The sequence below is a fragment of the Silanimonas sp. genome, assembly GCF_027531545.1.
Taxonomy (GTDB): domain Bacteria; phylum Pseudomonadota; class Gammaproteobacteria; order Xanthomonadales; family Xanthomonadaceae; genus Silanimonas.
In genome coordinates, this window is the sequence record NZ_JAPZSC010000016.1 from 243,531 (window position 1) to 262,210 (window position 18,680).

General features: G+C 69.6%; 15 protein-coding genes and 1 pseudogene. 10 read left to right on the forward strand and 6 right to left on the reverse strand.

Annotated elements, in window-relative coordinates; genetic code table 11:
• Positions 1-18 precede the first annotated feature (18 nt).
• On the reverse strand, positions 19-801 hold the full coding sequence (locus O9280_RS10085) for an enoyl-CoA hydratase-related protein (RefSeq protein WP_298341960.1): 783 nt from the start codon (positions 799-801) through the stop codon (positions 19-21).
• 136 nt (positions 802-937) lie between these two features.
• On the opposite strand from O9280_RS10085, the gene O9280_RS10090 reads away from it, so the two are divergent.
• From O9280_RS10090 to O9280_RS10105, 4 genes and pseudogenes are all read left to right on the forward strand, one after another.
• Positions 938-1,681 (forward strand): FKBP-type peptidyl-prolyl cis-trans isomerase N-terminal domain-containing protein, encoded by a 744-nt coding sequence (locus tag O9280_RS10090; RefSeq protein WP_297864914.1) that lies wholly within the window; start codon positions 938-940, stop codon positions 1,679-1,681.
• Positions 1,682-1,747: 66 nt separating this feature from the next.
• A pseudogene (locus tag O9280_RS10095) lies at positions 1,748-2,547 on the forward strand (DUF1289 domain-containing protein).
• A gap of 31 nt (positions 2,548-2,578) precedes the next feature.
• Positions 2,579-3,463, forward strand: a complete 885-nt coding sequence (locus tag O9280_RS10100) for a sulfurtransferase (RefSeq protein WP_298341961.1) — start codon at positions 2,579-2,581, stop codon at positions 3,461-3,463.
• Positions 3,464-3,538: 75 nt separating this feature from the next.
• Positions 3,539-4,897, forward strand: a complete 1,359-nt coding sequence (locus tag O9280_RS10105) for a phosphate ABC transporter substrate-binding/OmpA family protein (protein ID WP_298341963.1) — start codon at positions 3,539-3,541, stop codon at positions 4,895-4,897.
• Between the two features lie 11 nt (positions 4,898-4,908).
• Here O9280_RS10105 and O9280_RS10110 read toward each other — a convergent pair whose 3' ends face one another.
• The 4 genes from O9280_RS10110 to uvrA form a co-directional block, all read right to left on the reverse strand.
• Positions 4,909-5,658 (reverse strand): enoyl-CoA hydratase/isomerase family protein, encoded by a 750-nt coding sequence (locus O9280_RS10110; RefSeq protein ID WP_298341965.1) that lies wholly within the window; start codon positions 5,656-5,658, stop codon positions 4,909-4,911.
• Between the two features lie 10 nt (positions 5,659-5,668).
• Entirely contained in the window at positions 5,669-7,153 is a 1,485-nt protein-coding gene (locus O9280_RS10115) for a DUF4139 domain-containing protein (RefSeq protein WP_298341967.1), read from the reverse strand.
• A 113-nt stretch (positions 7,154-7,266) separates the two neighbouring features.
• Positions 7,267-7,659, reverse strand: coding sequence for a thioesterase family protein (locus O9280_RS10120; protein ID WP_298341969.1), 393 nt, complete (start codon positions 7,657-7,659; stop codon positions 7,267-7,269).
• On the reverse strand, positions 7,656-10,631 hold the full coding sequence (uvrA, locus tag O9280_RS10125; protein ID WP_298341971.1) for an excinuclease ABC subunit UvrA: 2,976 nt from the start codon (positions 10,629-10,631) through the stop codon (positions 7,656-7,658). The genes O9280_RS10120 and uvrA overlap by 4 nt, the downstream gene beginning before the upstream one ends.
• A gap of 278 nt (positions 10,632-10,909) precedes the next feature.
• Here uvrA and rplU point away from each other — a divergent pair, with 278 nt between their 5' ends.
• The 3 genes from rplU (at position 10,910) to cgtA (ending at position 12,741) form a co-directional block, all read left to right on the forward strand.
• A complete protein-coding gene (rplU, locus tag O9280_RS10130; protein ID WP_297864907.1) occupies positions 10,910-11,221 on the forward strand; it encodes a 50S ribosomal protein L21 in 312 nt (103 codons plus the stop codon).
• A 26-nt stretch (positions 11,222-11,247) separates the two neighbouring features.
• On the forward strand, positions 11,248-11,508 hold the full coding sequence (gene rpmA / locus O9280_RS10135) for a 50S ribosomal protein L27 (protein ID WP_294064528.1): 261 nt from the start codon (positions 11,248-11,250) through the stop codon (positions 11,506-11,508).
• A gap of 141 nt (positions 11,509-11,649) precedes the next feature.
• Positions 11,650-12,741: an Obg family GTPase CgtA gene (gene cgtA, locus O9280_RS10140; RefSeq protein WP_298341973.1), complete on the forward strand. Its 1,092-nt coding sequence runs from the start codon at positions 11,650-11,652 to the stop codon at positions 12,739-12,741.
• Between the two features lie 102 nt (positions 12,742-12,843).
• Here cgtA and rpsT read toward each other — a convergent pair whose 3' ends face one another.
• A complete protein-coding gene (rpsT, locus tag O9280_RS10145) occupies positions 12,844-13,113 on the reverse strand; it encodes a 30S ribosomal protein S20 (RefSeq protein WP_297864904.1) in 270 nt (89 codons plus the stop codon).
• Positions 13,114-13,232: 119 nt separating this feature from the next.
• Between rpsT and murJ the strand changes: the two genes are divergently transcribed.
• The 3 genes from murJ to ileS are packed head-to-tail and all read left to right on the forward strand — an operon-like array spanning position 13,233 to position 18,664.
• Complete coding sequence (murJ, locus tag O9280_RS10150) at positions 13,233-14,792, forward strand: murein biosynthesis integral membrane protein MurJ (RefSeq protein WP_298341976.1); 1,560 nt, start codon at positions 13,233-13,235, stop codon at positions 14,790-14,792.
• Positions 14,793-14,813: 21 nt separating this feature from the next.
• Positions 14,814-15,788 carry a bifunctional riboflavin kinase/FAD synthetase gene (locus tag O9280_RS10155; RefSeq protein WP_298341979.1) on the forward strand — a complete coding sequence of 325 codons (975 nt, stop codon included), beginning with the start codon at positions 14,814-14,816 and terminating at the stop codon, positions 15,786-15,788.
• Positions 15,785-18,664, forward strand: a complete 2,880-nt coding sequence (gene ileS / locus O9280_RS10160; RefSeq protein WP_298341981.1) for an isoleucine--tRNA ligase — start codon at positions 15,785-15,787, stop codon at positions 18,662-18,664. The genes O9280_RS10155 and ileS overlap by 4 nt, the downstream gene beginning before the upstream one ends.
• The last annotated feature ends 16 nt before the right edge of the window (positions 18,665-18,680 follow it).

Sequence of the window (18,680 nt, forward strand, 5' to 3'; positions counted from 1 at the left end):
GTGCCGGCCCGTGCGTGCTCAGCGGCCGGTGAAGCTGGGCTTGCGCTTGGCGAGGAAGGCGCCGGTGCCTTCCTTCATGTCCTCGGTCGAGAACGCGATCGCGAAGCCCTGCGTCTCGTAATCGAGGCCGACGTCGATCGGCGATTCGCCGCCGATCAGCACGGCGTCGAGGATGCCGCGCAGGGCCTGCGGGGCCGCGTTCGCCAGCTGTTCGGCCACGGCGAAGGTGGTGGCTTCCAGTTCCGCCGCGGGCACGACTCGATTGACGATGCCGAGCTGCATCGCGCGCTCTGTGCCGATCGGTGCACCGAGCAGGCAAAGCTCGAGCGTCGCGGCGCGGCCGGCGAGGCGCAGCAGGCGCTGCGTGCCGCCGAAGCCGGGGATCAGGCCGAGGTTGATCTCGGGCTGGCCGATCTTGGCCGTGTCGGCAGCGATGCGCAGGTGGCAGGCCATGGCCAGCTCGAGGCCGCCGCCCAGGGCGAAGCCGTTGAGCATGCCGACCACCGGCTTGCCGAGGCGTTCGATGCGGGTCATCAGCGCCTGCCCGTGGCGCGAGAAATCGCGCGATTGCACCGGGCTCAGGCCGTTCATTTCGGCGATGTCCGCCCCCGCCACGAAGGCCTTGGGGCCGGCGCCGGTCAGCACGATGGCGCGGACGCCGTCGTCAGCCGCCGCGGCGGCGAAGGCCGCGTGCAGATCGGTCAGCGTCGCGTGGTTCAGCGCGTTGAGCTTGTCGGGGCGGTTGACCGTGATGACGCGAACCGCGCCCCGATCTTCGGTTAGGAGGGTGTTAAAGGTCATGCGCGCTCCGCGCGGGCTGTGGATAAGTGTGCTTCCGGGCCCGGAATGTCAGTGGCGATTCAGGCCCCCGGCCGCTATTCTACGTCGCCCTCGAGGCCGCCCCACGGCCTCGATTCTTTTTCCGCTGGAGACTTGAATGATCGTGCGCGTCCTCGCTGTTGCCCTTGCTGCCGCCGTCGCCACCGCCGCGACCGCGCAGGCCCCGGCCCCCGCTCCGCAGGCCCGTCCGCAGGGCGCTCCGGCCCAGCAGGCGCCGCTGCCCCAGCCCGACAAGAACACCCTGAGCTACGCGCTCGGCTATGACGCCGGCCTGTCGATTGTCAACGCCAAGGCGGACGTCGACATGAACCAGGTCATCCGCGGCCTGCAGGACGCCTACAACAAGCGCCAGGCGGCCTACACCGAAGAGCAGATGGGTCGCGCCGTGGGCTGGCTGCAGCAGAAGCTGCAGACCGAAGCCCGCACCCAGTTCGAGACCGCCGCTCGCGAGAACAAGGCGAAGTCGGACGCCTTCCTGGCGGCCAACCGCGCCAAGCAGGGCGTCACCACGCTGCCCTCGGGCATCCAGTACCGCATCATCGACGCCGGCACCGGTGCGCGCCCGACCGCGACGAGCGAAGTGCAGATGCACTTCCGCTACTCGCTGCACACCGGCCAGGAGCTGGCCAACACCTACGCGTCGCCGAACGCGCAGCCGGCCACCTTCAAGATCGAACAGTTCCCGCTCGTCGGCATCCGCGAAGTGCTGCCGCTGATGCCGGTCGGCTCGCGTTGGGAGATCTACCTGCCGGCCGACAAGGCCTTCGGCAACGACCCGCGTTCGCCGGTCGGTCCGGGCCAGGCCCTCGTGTTCGACCTGAAGCTCGTCAGCGTCAAGTAATCCCGACGCTCGCGGCATCGACAGGGCGTCGCTCCGGCGGCGCCCTGTTTGTTTCCGGAACCTTGAATGTCCACGCCAATCCTCACCCCTTGCATCGGCATCTGCAGCCTCGACGCCACCGGCTTCTGCGAAGGCTGCTTCCGCACCGGCGACGAGATCGCGCGCTGGTCGCTGATGGGCGATGCCGAGCGCCAGCGCCTGATGGACGATGTCCTGCCGGAGCGCGAGTCGCGGCTCGCCGGCTGAAGCGTTCGATGCTGTCCCGCCACCTGTTCGAACGCGCGCTGCTTGGGCTGCACCCGGCGCCCATCGCGTCGCCGTGGAACCTCGAACAGTTGGCGGATCTGTTGCCCCCCGAACCCTTGCGCCCGGCCGCGGTGCTCGTCGGGCTGCGCGAGCACAGCAGCGGCACCACGGTGCTGCTGACGCGTCGACAGGACGCGCTGCGGCACCATGCCGGCCAGATCAGCTTCCCCGGTGGTCGTGTCGACCTCGCCGACGCGGGTCCGCTGGCGGCAGCGATCCGCGAAACCGAGGAGGAAGTCGGTTTGCCGGCGCGCAGCATCGAGCCGATCGGTTGGCTCGACCCATACGCGACGATCACCGGCTTCCATGTCTATCCGCTGGTGGCGCGCATCGACCACGAGCATCCCTTGCATCCGAACGCCGACGAAGTGGCCGAAGCCTTCGAAGTGCCGCTCGATTTCCTGCTCGACCCGGCCAGCGCCCGCGACGTGGCCATGGAGTGGCGCGGCCGCACGCGCCTGCTGGTGGAGTTCCAGTGGCGCGAACACCGCATCTGGGGCGCCACCGCGGCCATGCTGGTGAACTTGCGCGAGCGTTTGCAGGCCGCTTCTCCGCCCTGAATACTCGGGCTCCCGAACACGGAGCGCCGCGATGACCGCATCGAACGAACCGTCGCCGCTGGTCGAGGTCGAGGCCCTGCGTGCGCACCTTGGCGACCCGTCATTGCGCATCATCGACGCGCGCTTCGATCTCGCCGATGCCGATGCCGGCCGCCGCGCGTTCGCGGCATCGCGGATTCCTGGCGCGGTGTATGCGCATCTCGATGACGATCTCTCCGACCACGCGAAGCCCGCTTCGGAAGGCCGCCATCCGCTGCCCGAGGCGCACCAGTTCGCCACGACGCTCGCCCGCTGGCGCATCACGCCGGCGACGCCGGTGGTCGTCTACGACGGTGGGAGCGGCGCCATGGCGGCGGCGCGTGCGTGGTGGCTGCTGCGCTGGATGGGGCATGCCGAGGTGCGAGTGCTCGATGGCGGGTTTGCCGCATGGACGGCGGCGCAGGCCCCCGTCGATGACTCGCCCATCGAGTCTGCGGTGTGCCGAGACGACCGCGGGATCGCCCACGGCACGCCGGTCGACGCCTGGCGTCCCGGCAGCGCCCCGACCGTCGACGCCGACGCGTTGGCGTCGCGCGATGCCTCCATCGCGCTGGTTGATGCCCGCGCGCGCGAACGTTTCCGCGGCGATGTCGAACCCCTCGATCCGAAAGCCGGGCACATCCCGGGGGCGCTCAACCGCCCCTTCGCCGAGAACCTCGCCGCGGGCCGGTTCAAGCCACGGCCGCAGTTGCAGGCCGAGTGGCGAGCGTTGCTGCCGGAGGACAGCGCGACATGGTTGTCCTGCGGCTCGGGCGTGACGGCTTGCCACAACGCGCTGGCGCTCGTGCACGCCGGTTGGCCGATGCCACCGCTGTTCGCGCCCTCGTGGTCGGGCTGGGTGAGCGATCCCTCGCGGCCCGTCGCCACCGGCGACTGAAACGGTCATCCGCGCGCAACGAACGAGTCACCGCGGATCGCCAACCTGTCGGGCTTTCAGCCAGCGGGGCAAGCGATGCGCGGATTGGCAGTTTGGCGCAGTGTGGCGGTGGGCCTGGTGCTCGCCATGGCGTGGGTCGTGCAGGCGCAGGCGCCTGCGGGCACGCAGCGGGTCTGTCTTTCCGGTTCGAACACGGTCGGCCAGCGTCTGGCCCCGGAGCTGGCGAAGGCGTGGGCGGCCCAGCAGGGCTGGCGCTTCGACGGCCAGGACACCCCCGCCCTCGATGAGTCGCGGCTGCGCTTCACCACGCCGAAGGGCCTGCTCGTCGTCGACGTGCTGGCGCATGGCACCAGCACCGGCTTCGCTGCGCTTCGCGACGGCGACTGCGATCTGTGGATGGCGTCCCGCGCGGTGCGCGAGGAGGAGGTGCAGGGCGCACGGCTGATCGGGCCGCTTTACGAAAAGGGACTGGAACACGTCATCGCCCTCGATGGCCTGTCCGTGATCGTGCATCCGGGCAACCGGGTGTCGACCCTGACAGTCGAACAGGTGCGCGCGCTGTTCTCCGGGCGGGTGCGCGATTGGTCGCAGGTCGGCGGTGCGCCTGGTCCCGTGGTGCTGCATGCCCGCGACGACCGCTCCGGCACGTTCGACACCTTCAGGTCGCTGGTGATGGGCGAGGCGGCGCTCAGCGCGGCTGCTGCGCGCTACGAATCGACCGAGCAACTCGCCGCGGCGGTCGCGGCGGACCCGCAGGCCATCGGCTTCGTCGGCCTCGCCGGCGTGGGGCGCGCGAAGCCCTTGGCCCTGTCGGAGCGCGGCACCGTGCCGATGGCGCCGACGGCGCTGAGCGTGGCCACCGAGGACTACGTGCTGGCGCGTCGCCTGTTCCTTTACAGCGCGGCGCGACCGCGCGCCGAAGTGCAGGCCCTGATTGATTTCGCGCTAGGCCCTTCGGGCCAGCAGGTCGTTGCCGATGTCGGCTTCGTGCCGCAGGACATCCGCGCCCTCGACCAGCGGGCGCCGGAGCATCAGGACTACCGCGCGCTCGTCGCCGGTGCGCGCCGTTTGGGCCTGAATTTCCGCTTCGGCGAAGGCGCGGCCGTGCTCGACAACAAGGCGGTCGAAGACATCGAGCGCCTGGCCCGCTTCATGGCCGCGCCGCGTCAGGGCGGCCACGAACTGCTGCTGATCGGGTTCGCCGATCGTTCCGAAACGACGCCCTACCTCGCGCTCTCGCTGAGCAACGACCGCGTCGATCTCGTGGCCGCCGAGCTGAGGACGAAGGGGCTTCGCGTGGCGCGCCAGCGTGGCCTCGGGCAGATCGCGCCGGTGGCCAGCAACGACACGCTGCAAGGCCGCCTGCGCAACCGTCGCGTGGAAGTGTGGATCCGCCCGGTCGGCGCCGCCAACGCGGTCGGCGGGCAGCGCTGAGGGCGCGGCGCTTACTTCTTGAGCTTCGCCACCAGCGCGTGCAGGGCGTCCTGCGTCGCCTTCGCGAACCAGCGGTCGACGAAGCCGTCCAGCTCGTCGTCGCTGAAGCCGTCGAGGGCCGCATGCAGGTCGGCGCGGGCGATCTTCCGCGTGGTCAGCATCGGTTCGCGGGGCAGGGCGGCCAGTTCGCCCAGCCAGTGCAGGCCGCGCGTGGCGACGTGGTCGGCGTCGGTGAGTTCGTCGACCAGACCGATGGCCAGCGCCTGCTCCGAGTCGATCATCGCGCCGGCCACCATCAGTCGCTCGGCGCGATGCGTGCCGACGACGCGGCGCATCAGTACCTGGATCGCATCCGGCACCACCAGCCCGACCTGCGTTTCGTTGAGGCCGATGCGATAGGCGCCGCGCGCCATCACCCGGTAGTCGCAGCACAGCGCCAGCACGCAGCCGCCGGCCGGGCTGTGGCCGCCGATGGCGGCGACGACGGGCACCGGGCAGTGGGCGATGGCGCGGGCGGTGGCGAAGAAGCCCGACCATGCGGCGGTGAGGCCGGCACGGTCGAGGCCGAGCAGGTGCGGCACGTCGAGCCCGCCGGAGAACACCTTCGGCCCACCCGAGAGCACGACGCCTTCGACGCCGTGGAGCTGCGCGGGTGCGAAGGCCGTGGCGAGCGCCGCGAGCAGTTCCGGGTTCAGCGCGTTGACGGGCGGCCGCGCGAGGCGGATTTCGAGCACGTTGCCGTGGGCGATGCGTTCCAGCATGGGGGGAGTCTCAGTCGAGGGTGATGTCAGCGGCCCAACGATAGCGCACGGTGTAGCGCAGCACCGTCTCGCCGCCGGCCGGGACGCGCACGTCGGCTTCGATGCGCTGCGCGTCGGTCTTGCGGAAGCGCTCGCCGCCTTCGAGCAACTGCCACTCCGTCCAGCGCGGCAGGCGGTCGCCCAGGCGCACCGTCGCTTCGGCGGCCTTGGCATTGCGCAGCGTCCACTCCACGGTCTCGGTCATCGTCCGGCCGCTGCGGTCGAGCTGGAAATCGACCGTCTTGCGTTGGGCCGTCACGTCGAAGGCGCCGCCGAGGTCGAGGTCGAGCTCGCGGCCGGCCGCGGTGTGGCCGATGTCCGCTTCGCCGAGCAGTTCGGTGCCGTCGAAGGCGCGCAGGCGGCCCGCGGGCAGGGGCACGCCGAGCCCGGTCGCACGATCGTTCTTGAACACCAGTCGCGACCGCACCGGGATCTCGCCGTCACCGCCGAGTTCGCGATGGATCATCGGGCGGTCCGGCATCCAGTCGCCGTCATTGCGCACCGCCACGAGGCGGCGCTCGCAGGGCACGTTGGCCGCGGCCTTGAGCAGCGGCAGGCGCTGCAGCGAGCCGTCGGGCAGGTCGCCGGTGCCGGGCAGGGTGTAGCGGTGGTTCTCGCCCGAGGCCGAGACCGAAGGCGCGCCCTCGTCGGCCATCATCTTCGCCTCCGGCGGCGCAGCGGCGGCGCGCAGCATCGTTCCGCTCACCTGGACCACGTCGACGCGGCGGTTCGGTTCGCCAGCCACCAGATCGAGCGCGACGTTGTTGAAATCGACACCGGAGCGGTTCGCCACCATCGCGTGCCCTTCGAGGGCCATCCGGCAGGCACTGCCGCTGCCGGCCAGCACGGCGCGGTACTCCGCGCGCCAGGCGAGTCCCGAGGTGGCGTAGTCGAGGCGGGCGTCGCGCGCGGCCGGCGCGTCGATCAGGAAACGCAGGGTCGGGCGCGCCACCAGGCCGCTGGGCGGCTCGGCCAGCGTGAAGCCGCTGTAGCCCGAGAGCACGCGCAGCTGGCCATTGGCCTCGCGCAGCGTCAGGCCGTTGCCTGCCGCGATGAGGACGCCGGTGTATTCGCGCACGCCGGTGGCGAGGTTCTGCTCGACGGTGATGGTGCGGCCCACGGCACGCTGCAGCAATTGCGCGTGGTCGGCGGTGGCGAAGTCGTAGCGCTGGCTGCGCACCGCCACGCCATCACCGCCGAGCTGCACGGTGGAGGGGTCGAGCGCGAGCGGCAGTTCGTCGATGGACCATTCGCCCGGCGTCACGCGCACGGGCCTCTGCACGAGGGCATAGCCGGCCTGCGCGTTGCCGCCGCGGGTCTGGCTGACGGATTCGAAGCCACCGCTGTAGATGGCAAGGCGCTGGGGAACGGCGGCGGAGGCGGTCATCGAGGCAACTCCCAGCGTAAGGGCGACGGCGAGGGCGGCGGGTGTGGGGTGGACGCGCGGGAGGGGCATGGGGGACTCCGTCGTGGGTGGTGGGATCGTGAGCCCATCAACGGATGAGGCCAAGCCCCGGGGTCAGGACTTGGCTTCGTGTTCAGCCCGGGTTGTCGCCGGCCGGCGCCCGCCTACTCGCAGGCCGCGCGGATGCTCGCCGGGAGTGGAATCGACGTGCCGCTGTTGTCGACCCAGACCATCACCGTGGTGCCGTCGGCGTAGAGCACGCCGTCCTGCGTGGCGCTCTCGATGCGGTGGCCGAGCGTGAGGCTCTTGGTGCCCAGCTTGTCGGCGTGCAGCGTCACGCGCAGGCGTTCCGGCCAGCCGATCGGGCGGCGGTAGTTCATCGTCGCCGCGGCAAGAATCGGCGCGCAGTCGACGGCGGCCCAGTCCGCGGTGAGGCTCTTGAACCAAGCCACGCGCGCCTCCTCGATGAAGCGGAGGTAGCTCGCGTTGTTCACGTGGTTGAAGGCGTCCATGTCGCCCCAGCGCACGTCCATGGCGATTTCGAACACGGTCTTCATGCGTTTTCCTTCGTCTTGGTGGCGGCCTTCGCGGCCTTCTTGGCGGCTTTCTTGGCCGCAACCTTCTCTTCCTCCGTCAATCGAACGGGCGGCGGAGGGGCGGCCTTCATGCGCCGGGGTGCCGGCGCCACCGGTGCGGTCGCCGGAGCGGCCTCCAGCAGTTTGGCGAGGAAGTGCCCGGTGTGCGATTCCGGATGCGCGGCGATCTGCTCCGGCGTGCCGGTCGCGACGATCGTGCCGCCGCGGTGGCCACCCTCGGGTCCGAGGTCGATCACCCAGTCGGCCGTCTTCACCACGTCGAGGTTGTGCTCGATCACCACCACCGTGTTGCCGTCGTCGCGCAGCTTGTGCAGCACGGCCAGCAGGTGCTCGATGTCGGCGAAGTGCAGGCCGGTCGTGGGCTCGTCGAGGATGTAGAGCGTGCGGCCGGTGTCGCGGCGCGAGAGCTCCTTCGACAGCTTCACGCGCTGCGCCTCGCCGCCCGAGAGTGTCGTCGCGCTCTGGCCGAGCTTGATGTAGCTCAGGCCGACGTCCATCAGTGTCTCGAGCTTGCGCGCGATCGACGGCACCGGTTCGAACAGCTTGAGCGCGTCCTCGACCGTCATCTCCAGCACGTCGTGGATGCTGTAGCCCTTGTAGAGGATCTCCAGCGTCTCGCGGTTGTAGCGCTTGCCGTGGCAGACGTCGCAGGGCACGTAGACGTCGGGCAGGAAATGCATCTCCACCTTGATCAGGCCGTCCCCTTGGCAGGCCTCGCAGCGGCCGCCGCGCACGTTGAAGCTGAAGCGGCCCGGCGCATAGCCGCGGGCGCGGGCTTCCGGCACCTGTGCGTACAGCTCGCGCAGCGGCGTGAACAGGCCCGTGTACGTGGCCGGGTTCGAGCGCGGCGTCCGGCCGATCGGCGTCTGGTCGATGTCGACCACCTTGTCGAACAGGTCCATGCCGATGACTTCGCGGTGCGGTGCCGCCGTCGCGCCGGAGCCGTTCAGTTCGCGCGAAGCGAGGGCGAACAGCGTGTCGTTGATCAGCGTCGATTTGCCCGAGCCAGAGACGCCCGTCACCGCCACGAACAGGCCGGCCGGGATCTCCAGATCGACGTCCTTGAGGTTGTTGCCCGTGGCGCCGAGCAGCTTCAACCACTCGTTCTTCCGCGGCGCATGGCGCTTCGTCGGTACGTCGATCCGGCGCTCGCCACTGAGGTACTGGCCGGTGATCGAGCGCGGCGACGCCATGATGTCGGCCACTGAGCCCTGGCCGACGACTTCGCCGCCGTGCACGCCGGCGCCCGGACCGATATCGACCACGTGGTCGGCGAGGCGGATGGCGTCCTCGTCGTGTTCGACCACGATCACGGTATTGCCGAGGTTGCGCAGGCGGGTGAGCGTGCCGAGCAGGCGCTCGTTGTCGCGCTGGTGCAGGCCGATCGAGGGCTCGTCGAGCACGTACATCACGCCGACGAGGCCGGCGCCGATCTGCGAGGCGAGTCGGATGCGCTGCGCTTCGCCGCCGGAGAGCGAATCGGCCTGGCGGTCGAGCGTGAGGTAGTCGAGGCCGACATCCACGAGGAAGCGCAGGCGCTCGCGGATCTCCTTGACGATCTTGACCGCGATCTCGCCGCGCCAGCCGGGCAGGGTGAGGTCGCTGAAGAAGGCCATGCAGGCGTCGACCGGCAGGTGCGCCACGGCGGGCAGGTTCCGCCCATCGATGAACACATGCCGCGCCATCCGGTTCAGGCGCGCGCCGCCGCAGTCGGGGCAGGGCTGGTCGCTGATGTACTTCGCCAGCTCTTCGCGCACCGTCTGCGATTCGGTCTCGCGGTAGCGGCGCTGCAGGTTGGGCAGGATGCCTTCGAACGGGTGCTTGCGCTGGCTGCGGCCGCCGTTCTCGGTGATGTAGGTGAACGCGATCGCTTCGCCGCCGGAACCGTTCAGAACGGCGTCGCGCGCCTTGGCGGGCAGGTCCTGCCACGGCGTGTCGACGCTGAAGCCGTAGTGCTTGGCCAGCGCCGCCACTAGCTGAAAGTAGTAGATGTTGCGGCGGTCCCAGCCGCGCACCGCACCGTTGGCGAGGCTCAGCTCGGGGTGGCCGACGACCTTCGACGCGTCGAACACCTGGGTGATCCCAAGGCCGTCGCAGGTGGCGCAGGCGCCCATCGGCGAGTTGAAAGAGAACAGGCGCGGCTCGAGCTCCGGCAGCGAATAGTCACAGTGCGGGCAGCCGTACTTGCTGCTGAACATCTGCGCCGGTGCCTTGTCGTCGTCCATGTCGGCGATGAGGGCGACGCCATCGGCCAGCTTCAGCGTCGTTTCGAAGCTCTCGGCCAGGCGCTGCTTCAGGTCGGGCCGCGGCTTGAAGCGGTCGACGACGGCTTCGATCGTGTGCTTCACGCGCAGCTCGAGTTTCGGCACGGCGTCGATCTCGTGCACCACGCCGTCCACGCGTACGCGCACGTAGCCCTGCGCGCGCAGCGCATCGAAGACCTGCGCATGCTCGCCCTTGCGGTCGCGGATCACCGGGGCCAACAGCATCAGCCGCTTGTCCTCCGGCATGGCCAGCACGGTGTCGACCATCTGCCCGATGGTCTGCGCCTCGAGCGGTGCGTCGTGGTCGGGGCAGCGCGGCGTGCCCACGCGGGCGTAAAGGAGGCGCAGGTAGTCGTGGATCTCGGTGATCGTGCCGACCGTGGAGCGCGGGTTGTGCGAGGTCGACTTCTGCTCGATCGAGATGGCCGGGGAAAGCCCCTCGATGTGGTCGAGGTCCGGCTTCTCCATCACCGAGAGGAACTGCCGCGCATAGGCCGACAGCGACTCGACATAGCGGCGTTGCCCCTCGGCATAGATGGTGTCGAAGGCCAGCGAGCTTTTGCCAGACCCCGAAAGACCAGTGATTACGATGAGCTGGTCTCGCGGCAGGTCGAGATCGATGTTCTTCAGGTTGTGGGTGCGGGCGCCGCGGATGCGGATCTGGTCCATAGAGGGTCTGGGCGCAGGGGCAATCGGCTAGTCTAGCCCTCCCGCGTCGCCGGGCTGTGACCCCACTCCGGACCCATGCCGTGGGGGTCGTCGGCGCCCGTCCGCCGCGCCGCCGCGGCAGCTGAACGAACCCCATCCACAGCTTGCGCCGGGTGGGGGCGCTCCCCCATACTTCCCAACTCCCTGCGTCCAGCCCGGCCCGACCGGCGCAGCGCAGGGGTGGCCGACGGCCTTGCCGGCAGCCGAATCCCTAAGAAGAACTACATAGGAATCGCAACATGTACGCAGTCGTCGTCACTGGCGGTAAGCAGTACCGCGTGATGAAGGGCGAAACCCTCCGCGTCGAGCTGATCGACGCCGAGCCGGGCGCCAACATCGAAATCAACGACGTCCTCCTGGTCGGCGATGGTGAGAAGATCACCGTCGGTGCCCCGAAGGTCGCGGGCGCCAAGGTCACCGCGACCGTCAAGGGTCACGGCCGCCTGGAGAAGGTCCGCATCGTCAAGTTCCGCCGCCGCAAGCACCATCGCAAGCAGATGGGCCACCGGCAGCACTTCACCGAACTCGAGATCACCGGCATTTCGGCCTGATCCGTCCGTCTTAAGGAGAACACGTCATGGCAAGTAAAAAGGGCGTTGGCTCGACCCGTAACGGCCGCGATTCCAACCCGAAGTACCTCGGTGTGAAGATCTTCGGTGGCCAGGCCGTCGAAGCCGGCAACATCATCGTCCGCCAGCGCGGCACCGAGTTCCATCCGGGGGCCGGCGTCGGCATCGGTCGCGACCACACGCTGTACGCGCTGGTCGACGGCAAGGTCGATTTCGCGGTGAAGGGCGCCAACAAGCGCCGCACCGTGAGCGTGGTCGGCGCCGAGTAATCGGCCCGCGACGCGGTCCCGGCCTGCCGGAGTCGCCGCTCGCAACGCAAGGCAATACACGACGCTCCGCCACGGCGGGGCGTCGTCGTTTCTGGCGGCGCCGCCTCCCCGGGGCCGGCCGCCGTCCACTTGGAGTTCCCCATGAAATTCGTCGACGAAGCCGAGATCGCCGTCCACGCCGGTAACGGTGGCAATGGCTGCATCAGTTTCCGCCGCGAGAAGTTCATCCCGCTCGGTGGCCCCGACGGCGGTGACGGCGGCAATGGCGGCAGCGTCTGGCTCGTCGCCGACGAGAACCTCAACACCCTGATCGACTTCCGCCACCAGCGCGTCTACCGCGCGCAGCGTGGGCAGAACGGCATGGGTCGCGACATGTACGGCAAGGCCGGCGAGGACGTCATCATCCGCGTGCCGGTCGGTACGGCCGTCTGCAACGTCGCCACCGACGAGATCATCGGCGACCTCACCGAGCACGGCCAGCGCCTGCTGGTCGCCAAGGGCGGCGACGGCGGCAAGGGCAACATCCACTTCAAGACTTCGGTGAACCGCGCGCCGCGCAAGGCGACGCCGGGTTGGCCGGGCGAGGAGCGCGAGCTGCGCCTCGAGCTGAAGCTGCTCGCCGACGTCGGCCTGCTCGGCTTCCCCAACGCCGGCAAGAGCACCTTCATCCGCGCCGTCTCGGCGGCGACGCCGAAGGTGGCGGACTACCCGTTCACCACGCTATACCCGAACCTTGGCGTGGTCAGCGTCGAAGCCTTCAAGAGCTTCGTGATCGCTGACATCCCCGGCCTCATCGAAGGGGCGGCGGATGGCGCCGGCCTCGGCGCGCTGTTCCTGCGCCACGTGCAGCGCACCCGCCTGCTGTTGCACCTGGTGGACATGGCGCCGATGGACGAGGGCGTCGACCCCGTTGAGCAGGTGCAGGCGATCGAGAACGAACTGCGCAAGTACGACCCGGCGATGCTCGAGAAGCCGCGCTGGCTGGTGCTCAACAAGGCCGATCTGCTGGACGAGGAAGAGACCGTGGAGCGCGTCGCCGACGTCGTCCAGCGACTCGACTGGAAGGGCCCGCACTTCGTCGTTTCGGCCATCAGTCGCGAAGGCACGCGCCCGATCATGCTCAAGGTCCAGCAGTTCTTCGACGACCTGAAGCACCAGGCGGCGGAAGCGGCCGAGGACGCGGCTTGGGTGGAGCGGAATGCGCCGAAGCCGCCGACCGGCGAGGGCGCCTGACGGCGCCCGTTTCTGCCAGCGAAGGACAACAAAAAAGCCGGCGCAATGCCGGCTTTTTCGTGTTCCATGGCCCTTGCGGGCCAAGGAAGGCTGCGCCCGGAATCAGGCGGCCTTGAGGGCCTTGATGTGGCCGTTCAGGCGGGCCTTGTGGCGGGCAGCCTTGTTCTTGTGGATCAAGCCACGCGAGGCGTAGCGGTCGAGGATCGGCTGCGCGATGGCGAACGCGGCCTCGGCGGCGGCGGCATCCTTGGCATCGATGGCCTTGACGACCTTCTTGACGGCGGTACGCAGCATCGAGCGCTGGGCCGAGTTGCGAGCATTGCGAACAGCGGCCTGCTTGGCGCGCTTCTTGGCGGACTTGATGTTGGCCACGGACGGCTCCTGCGTGAAACTGGGTAAGATGGTGCACGAAAGACCGCGGAGTATTGGGGAAAGACCTTGGTGCGTCAAGAAGTAAGCGGCTTTCCGGCCCCGGCGTTCAGGAAATCGGCGTGAAGAAGCCCGCCTTGCTGCGGTCCACGGCTGTTTTCAGCGCGATGACCCTGCTGTCCCGCCTCGCCGGATTCGCGCGCGACGTGTTGCAGGCCAGCCTGTTCGGCGCCTCGGCGGCCATGGACGCCTTCGTCATCGCCTACCGGATCCCGAACTACCTGCGGCGCATTTTCGCCGAGGGTTCGTTTTCGTCGGCCTTCGTGCCGGCCTACTCGGCCCTGAAGGAGCAGGGCGACCGCGAGGCCGTCCGGGACTTCCTCGACCACGTGGCCGCCGCGCTGTGTGCCGTCGTGATCGTCGTGGCGGGGCTCGGCATGCTGGCCGCGCCCTGGATCGCCGCCGTCTTCGCCCCCGGGGCGCTCGACCAGCCGGGCCAGATCGACGCCATCGCGTCGATGCTGCGGATCACCTTCCCGTACCTCGTGTTCATCTCGCTGACGGCCCTGGCTGGCGCGGTTCTGAACAGCCATGGCCGGTTCGGTTTGGCGGCGGTGACCCCGGTGCTGCACAACGTCGCGATGATCGCGGCGATGCTGGCGCTGGCGCCTCTGCTCGAGGTGCCGCCGATGGCCTTGGCCTGGGGCGTGCTGCTGGCGGGCGTGCTGCAGTTCGCCCTGCTGTGGCCGGCCTTGGGTCGGATCGGGGCAAGGCCGCGTTTCCGCCTTGATTTCCGCCATCCGGCGGTGCGCAAGGTCGGGGCCCTGATGCTGCCGACGCTGTTCTCCTCCTCCGTCGCGCAGCTGAACCTGATCGTCGGCACCATCTTCGCCTCGCTGCTTGTCACCGGCAGCCAGACCTGGCTCTACAACGCCGATCGGCTCAGCGAGTTCCCGCTTGGCCTGTTCGGGGTGGCGATCGGCACGGTGATCCTCCCGCACCTCAGCTCGCGCCACGCGGCCGGCGATGCCGAGGGCTACGCCAAGGCGATCGATTGGGGCCTGCGCATGGTGATGCTGGCCGGCATCCCGGCGGGTGTTGGCTTGCTGATGCTGGCCGAACCCTTGGCCTCGGCGATGTTCCAGCGCGGCGCGTTTTCGGCCGACGACGCGAAGATGACCGGCCTCGCGCTGTCGGCGACGGCGATCGCCGTGCCCGCCTTCATGCTGACGAAAGTGCTGCTGCCGGCCTTCTACTCGCGCTCGGACACGAAGACGCCGATGCGCGCGGCCGTCGCGACGGTGTTCATCAACATCGGGCTGACCGCGGCGATCACCACGCCGCTCTGGCACTACGGTGTCCATGGGGCACACGCAGGCATCGCGCTGGCCACGTCGCTGGCCGGCATCGCCAACGCGGCGCTGCTCTGGGCATGGTTGCATCGCGATGGCCTCTATCGGACCCAGCCGGGCTGGGGGCGCTATCTGTTGCAGGTCCTGTTGGCCGCCGGGCTGATGGCCCTCGCCTTGGGCGCCCTGCGCCGTTGGCTGGGTGATTTCACCGCGATGCCCGAGTGGCCGCGGATCGCCGCCGTGCTGGGCTGCGTGGCCGCCGGCGCCGGTGTGTACGCCTTGTCGCTGCTGGCGCTTGGCGTCCGTCCACGGCAGGTCTGGGCGCACTGAGGCCGCTATACTCGGCGGCTTATGAGCCTGCTGTTCCGTGACATCGGGGGCGCGTCGCCCACCCCCGCCGGCAGCGTGGTCTGCATCGGTGCGTTCGACGGCCTGCATCGGGGTCATCAGGCGCTGATCGGCCGCGCCCGCGCCCGTGCGCGCGAGCTCGGCCTGCCGCTTGTGGTGCTGAGCTTCGAGCCGCTGCCGCGCGAGTTCTTCATGGCGCCCGAGCCGCCGGCACGATTGATCCTGCCTGCCGCGAAGATCGCCGGCCTGCAATCGCTCGAGGTCGATGTGATCGGCCTGCTGCGCTTCAACCCGGCGATGGTCGCCATGGCCGCCGAGGATTTCGTCCGCGCGGTGCTGGTGGCGAAGCTGCAGGCCCGCGAGGTGTGGGTCGGCCCGGATTTCCGCTTCGGCCACCGCCGCGGCGGCGATGTCGCGCTACTGCAGCGAATGGGCGCCGAGCTCGGCTTTGCCACGCACGCGTTGCCACTGGTCGAGGATGCCGGTGAGCGTGTGTCGAGCACCGCCGTGCGCGCTGCGCTGGCGAATGCCGAACTCGACCGCGCCGCGGTTCTGCTGGGCCGGTCCTACGCCATCCCCGGCCGCGTCGTGCGCGGCAAGCAGCTCGGCCGAACGCTGGGCTACCCGACCGCGAACCTGCGCTTCGGCGGCAAGCGCCCGCCGATGCACGGCATCTTCGCCACCTGGGTGCATGGCGTGGGCGACCGGCCGATGGCCAGCGTCTCCAGCCTCGGCACGCGGCCCACGGTGAACGGCAAGGAGCCCCTGCTCGAAGCCCACCTGTTCGACTTCAACGGCGATCTCTACGGCAAGCGCCTGAGCGTCGAGTTCGTCGCCAAGCTGCGCGACGAGCTGAAGTTCGACGGGTTGCCTGCCCTGATCGAACAGATGGATCGCGATTCGGCGCAAGCGCGCGCGATCCTCGCCAGCCTCCCGAAGGCCGGCCATCCCCATTCCTTGAGCCTGACGACGCCGTGAGCATCGACTACAAGAGCACCATCTCGCTGCCGGATACGGCGTTCCCGATGCGCGGCGACCTGCCGAAGCGCGAGCCCGCCACGCTGCAGCGCTGGCAGGACGGCCGCTTGTACGACCAGGTGCGAGCGAATGCCGCGGGCCGCCCACGCTTCGTGTTGCACGACGGCCCGCCCTACGCCAACGGCAACATCCACATCGGCCACGCGGTCAACAAGATCCTGAAGGATCTCGTCGTGAAGTCGAAGCTGCTGGCAGGCTTCGACGCGCCTTACGTTCCGGGCTGGGACTGCCACGGCCTGCCGATCGAACTCGCCGTCGAGAAGAAGTTCGGCAAGGTCGGCGACAAGCTCGACGCCGCCGCCTTCCGGCAGAAGTGCCGCGAGTACGCCGCCGAGCAGATCGCCGGCCAGGCGCGCGATTTCCAGCGCCTCGGTGTCCTCGGCGATTGGGATCATCCCTATCGCACGATGGATTTCCGCTTCGAGGCCGACATGGTCCGCGCGCTGGCGAAGATCGTCGCCCGCGGCCACCTCGTGCGCGGCGCCAAGCCGGTGCACTGGTGCTTCGACTGCGGCTCGGCGTTGGCTGAAGCCGAGATCGAGTACGCCGACAAGACCTCGCCGATGGTCGACGTCGCCTACGACGCGAAAGATCCGAAGGCGCTGGCCGCCAGGTTCGGCGTCGACGCCGGGGATGCCATCGTCGCGGTGCCGATCTGGACCACCACGCCCTGGACGCTGCCGGCCTCGCTGGCGGTGACGCTGGGCGCGGAGCTCGGCTACGCGCTGGTCGAGGGCCCGGCCCGCGACGGGAAGCGCGTTCTGCTGGTGCTGGCCGAGGCGCTGGTCGAGAAGGCGCTGGCGCGCTACGGAGTGGCCGAGGTGACGGTGTTGGGCCGCGTTGAAGGTCGCGCGCTCGAGGGCCTCGTGCTCGCGCATCCGTTCTACGCGCGCGAGATTCCGCTGATCCTCGGCGACCACGTCACCGCCGACGACGGCACCGGTGCGGTGCACACCGCGCCCGGCCACGGCCAGGAAGACTTCGCGGTCGGCAAGCTCTACGGGCTCACCGACCGTTACACCGCCGCGCAGATCAATCCCGTCGACGGCAAGGGCCTGTACCTGCCGGGCACGCCGCCGATCCCGACGCCGGACGGCGAGGTCGCAATCGCCGGAGCGCATTTGTGGAAGGCGAACGACCTCATCGTCGCGGCGCTGGGTGCCCGCGGCGTGCTGCTGTCCTCGGGCAAGCTGCACCACAGCTACCCGCACTGCTGGCGCCACAAGACGCCGGTGGCCTTCCGCGCCACGCCGCAGTGGTTCATCTCGATGACGCAGGCGAATCTGCGCGCCGACGCGCTGGCCGCGATCAAGGGCGTGCAGTGGTTCCCGGACTGGGGCGAAGCGCGCATCAGCGCCATGGTCGACGGCCGCCCGGACTGGTGCATCTCGCGCCAGCGCACCTGGGGCGTGCCGATCGCGCTGTTCACGCATCGCATCACCGGCGAGATCCATCCGCGCACGGCCGAGCTGATGGCCGCCGTGGCCGCGAAGATCGAGCAGGGCGGGGTGGACGCGTGGTTCGCGCTCGACGCCGCCGAACTGCTTGGTGCCGAGGCCGCCGACTACGAGAAGGTCACCGACATCCTCGATGTATGGTTCGATTCCGGCGTCACCCACGAGGCCGTGCTCGCCGCGCGGGCCGACGAGGGCCTGGGCAAGCCGGCCGATCTCTACCTCGAAGGCTCGGACCAGCACCGCGGCTGGTTCCAGAGTTCGCTGCTCACCGGTGTGGCGATCGACGGGGCAGCGCCCTACCGGCAGGTTCTGACGCACGGCTTCACCGTCGATGCGCAGGGCCGGAAGATGTCGAAGTCGATCGGCAACGTGGTCGAACCGCAGAAGGTCATCGACCAGATGGGCGCCGACGTGCTCCGCCTCTGGGTGGCCAGCACCGACTACCGCAACGAGATGTCCGTCTCCGACGACATCCTCAAGCGCACCGCCGACGCCTACCGCCGCATCCGCAACACCGCGCGCTTCCTGCTCGGCAACGTCGCGGGCTTCGATCCGGCCACGCACCAGTTGCCGAACGGCGAACTGCTGTGGCTGGACGCGCAGGCGGTGGCCCGCGCCGGCGAGGTGCAGGCCGAGATCACCGCGGCCTATGCCCGCTACGACTTCGCTGCTGTCGTCGCCGCGCTGCAGAACTACTGCACGAACGACCTTGGCGCGCTCTACCTCGACGTCACCAAGGACCGCCTGTACACCATGCCGGTGGACAGCCGCGGCCGCCGTTCGGCGCAGTCGGCGATGTTCCGCATCGCCCATGCGCTCACGCGCTGGATCGCGCCGATCCTGAGCTTTACCGCCGACGAGCTCTGGCAGCACCTGCCGGGTTCGCGCGAGGCGCACGTGCTTTTCGCCACGTGGAACGCCGATCTCGATCCGCTGCCCGCGGGCGGCGCGCTGTCGGGAGAGGCCTTTGCGCGATTGCTGGCCCTGCGCGAGTCCGTGGCCAAGGTGCTGGAGCCGATGCGCGCCGGTGGTGCGATCGGCGCTTCGCTCGAAGCCGAGGTCGACCTGTACCTCGACGATGCCACGCTCGCCACGTTCGCACCTGTCGCCGACGAACTCCGCTTCCTGTTCATCACCAGCGAGCTTCGCCTGCATCCGGCGTCCGCGAAGCCCGCCGACGCGGTGGCTGCCGACGGCGTCGCCGGGGCGTTCATCCGGGCAGTGCCAAGCTCGGCGGCAAAGTGCGTGCGCTGCTGGCACCACCGCCACGACGTCGGCTCGCACGCCGACCATCCCGAGCTCTGCGGCCGCTGCGTCGACAACGTCGACGGCCCGGGCGAAGACCGCCGCTTCTTCTGAGCCCCGGCCGCCTCCC

Coding starts and splice junctions, on each gene's coding strand:
- O9280_RS10110 (WP_298341965.1), bottom strand. CDS start 5,658: ATGCTGGAACGCATCGCCCACGGCAACGTGCTCGAAATCCGCCTCGCG.
- O9280_RS10090 (WP_297864914.1), top strand. CDS start 938: ATGATCGTGCGCGTCCTCGCTGTTGCCCTTGCTGCCGCCGTCGCCACC.
- cgtA (WP_298341973.1), top strand. CDS start 11,650: ATGAAATTCGTCGACGAAGCCGAGATCGCCGTCCACGCCGGTAACGGT.
- uvrA (WP_298341971.1), bottom strand. CDS start 10,631: ATGGACCAGATCCGCATCCGCGGCGCCCGCACCCACAACCTGAAGAAC.
- rplU (WP_297864907.1), top strand. CDS start 10,910: ATGTACGCAGTCGTCGTCACTGGCGGTAAGCAGTACCGCGTGATGAAG.
- O9280_RS10120 (WP_298341969.1), bottom strand. CDS start 7,659: ATGAAGACCGTGTTCGAAATCGCCATGGACGTGCGCTGGGGCGACATG.
- rpmA (WP_294064528.1), top strand. CDS start 11,248: ATGGCAAGTAAAAAGGGCGTTGGCTCGACCCGTAACGGCCGCGATTCC.
- O9280_RS10100 (WP_298341961.1), top strand. CDS start 2,579: ATGACCGCATCGAACGAACCGTCGCCGCTGGTCGAGGTCGAGGCCCTG.
- O9280_RS10155 (WP_298341979.1), top strand. CDS start 14,814: ATGAGCCTGCTGTTCCGTGACATCGGGGGCGCGTCGCCCACCCCCGCC.
- O9280_RS10115 (WP_298341967.1), bottom strand. CDS start 7,153: ATGCCCCTCCCGCGCGTCCACCCCACACCCGCCGCCCTCGCCGTCGCC.
- O9280_RS10105 (WP_298341963.1), top strand. CDS start 3,539: ATGCGCGGATTGGCAGTTTGGCGCAGTGTGGCGGTGGGCCTGGTGCTC.
- O9280_RS10085 (WP_298341960.1), bottom strand. CDS start 801: ATGACCTTTAACACCCTCCTAACCGAAGATCGGGGCGCGGTTCGCGTC.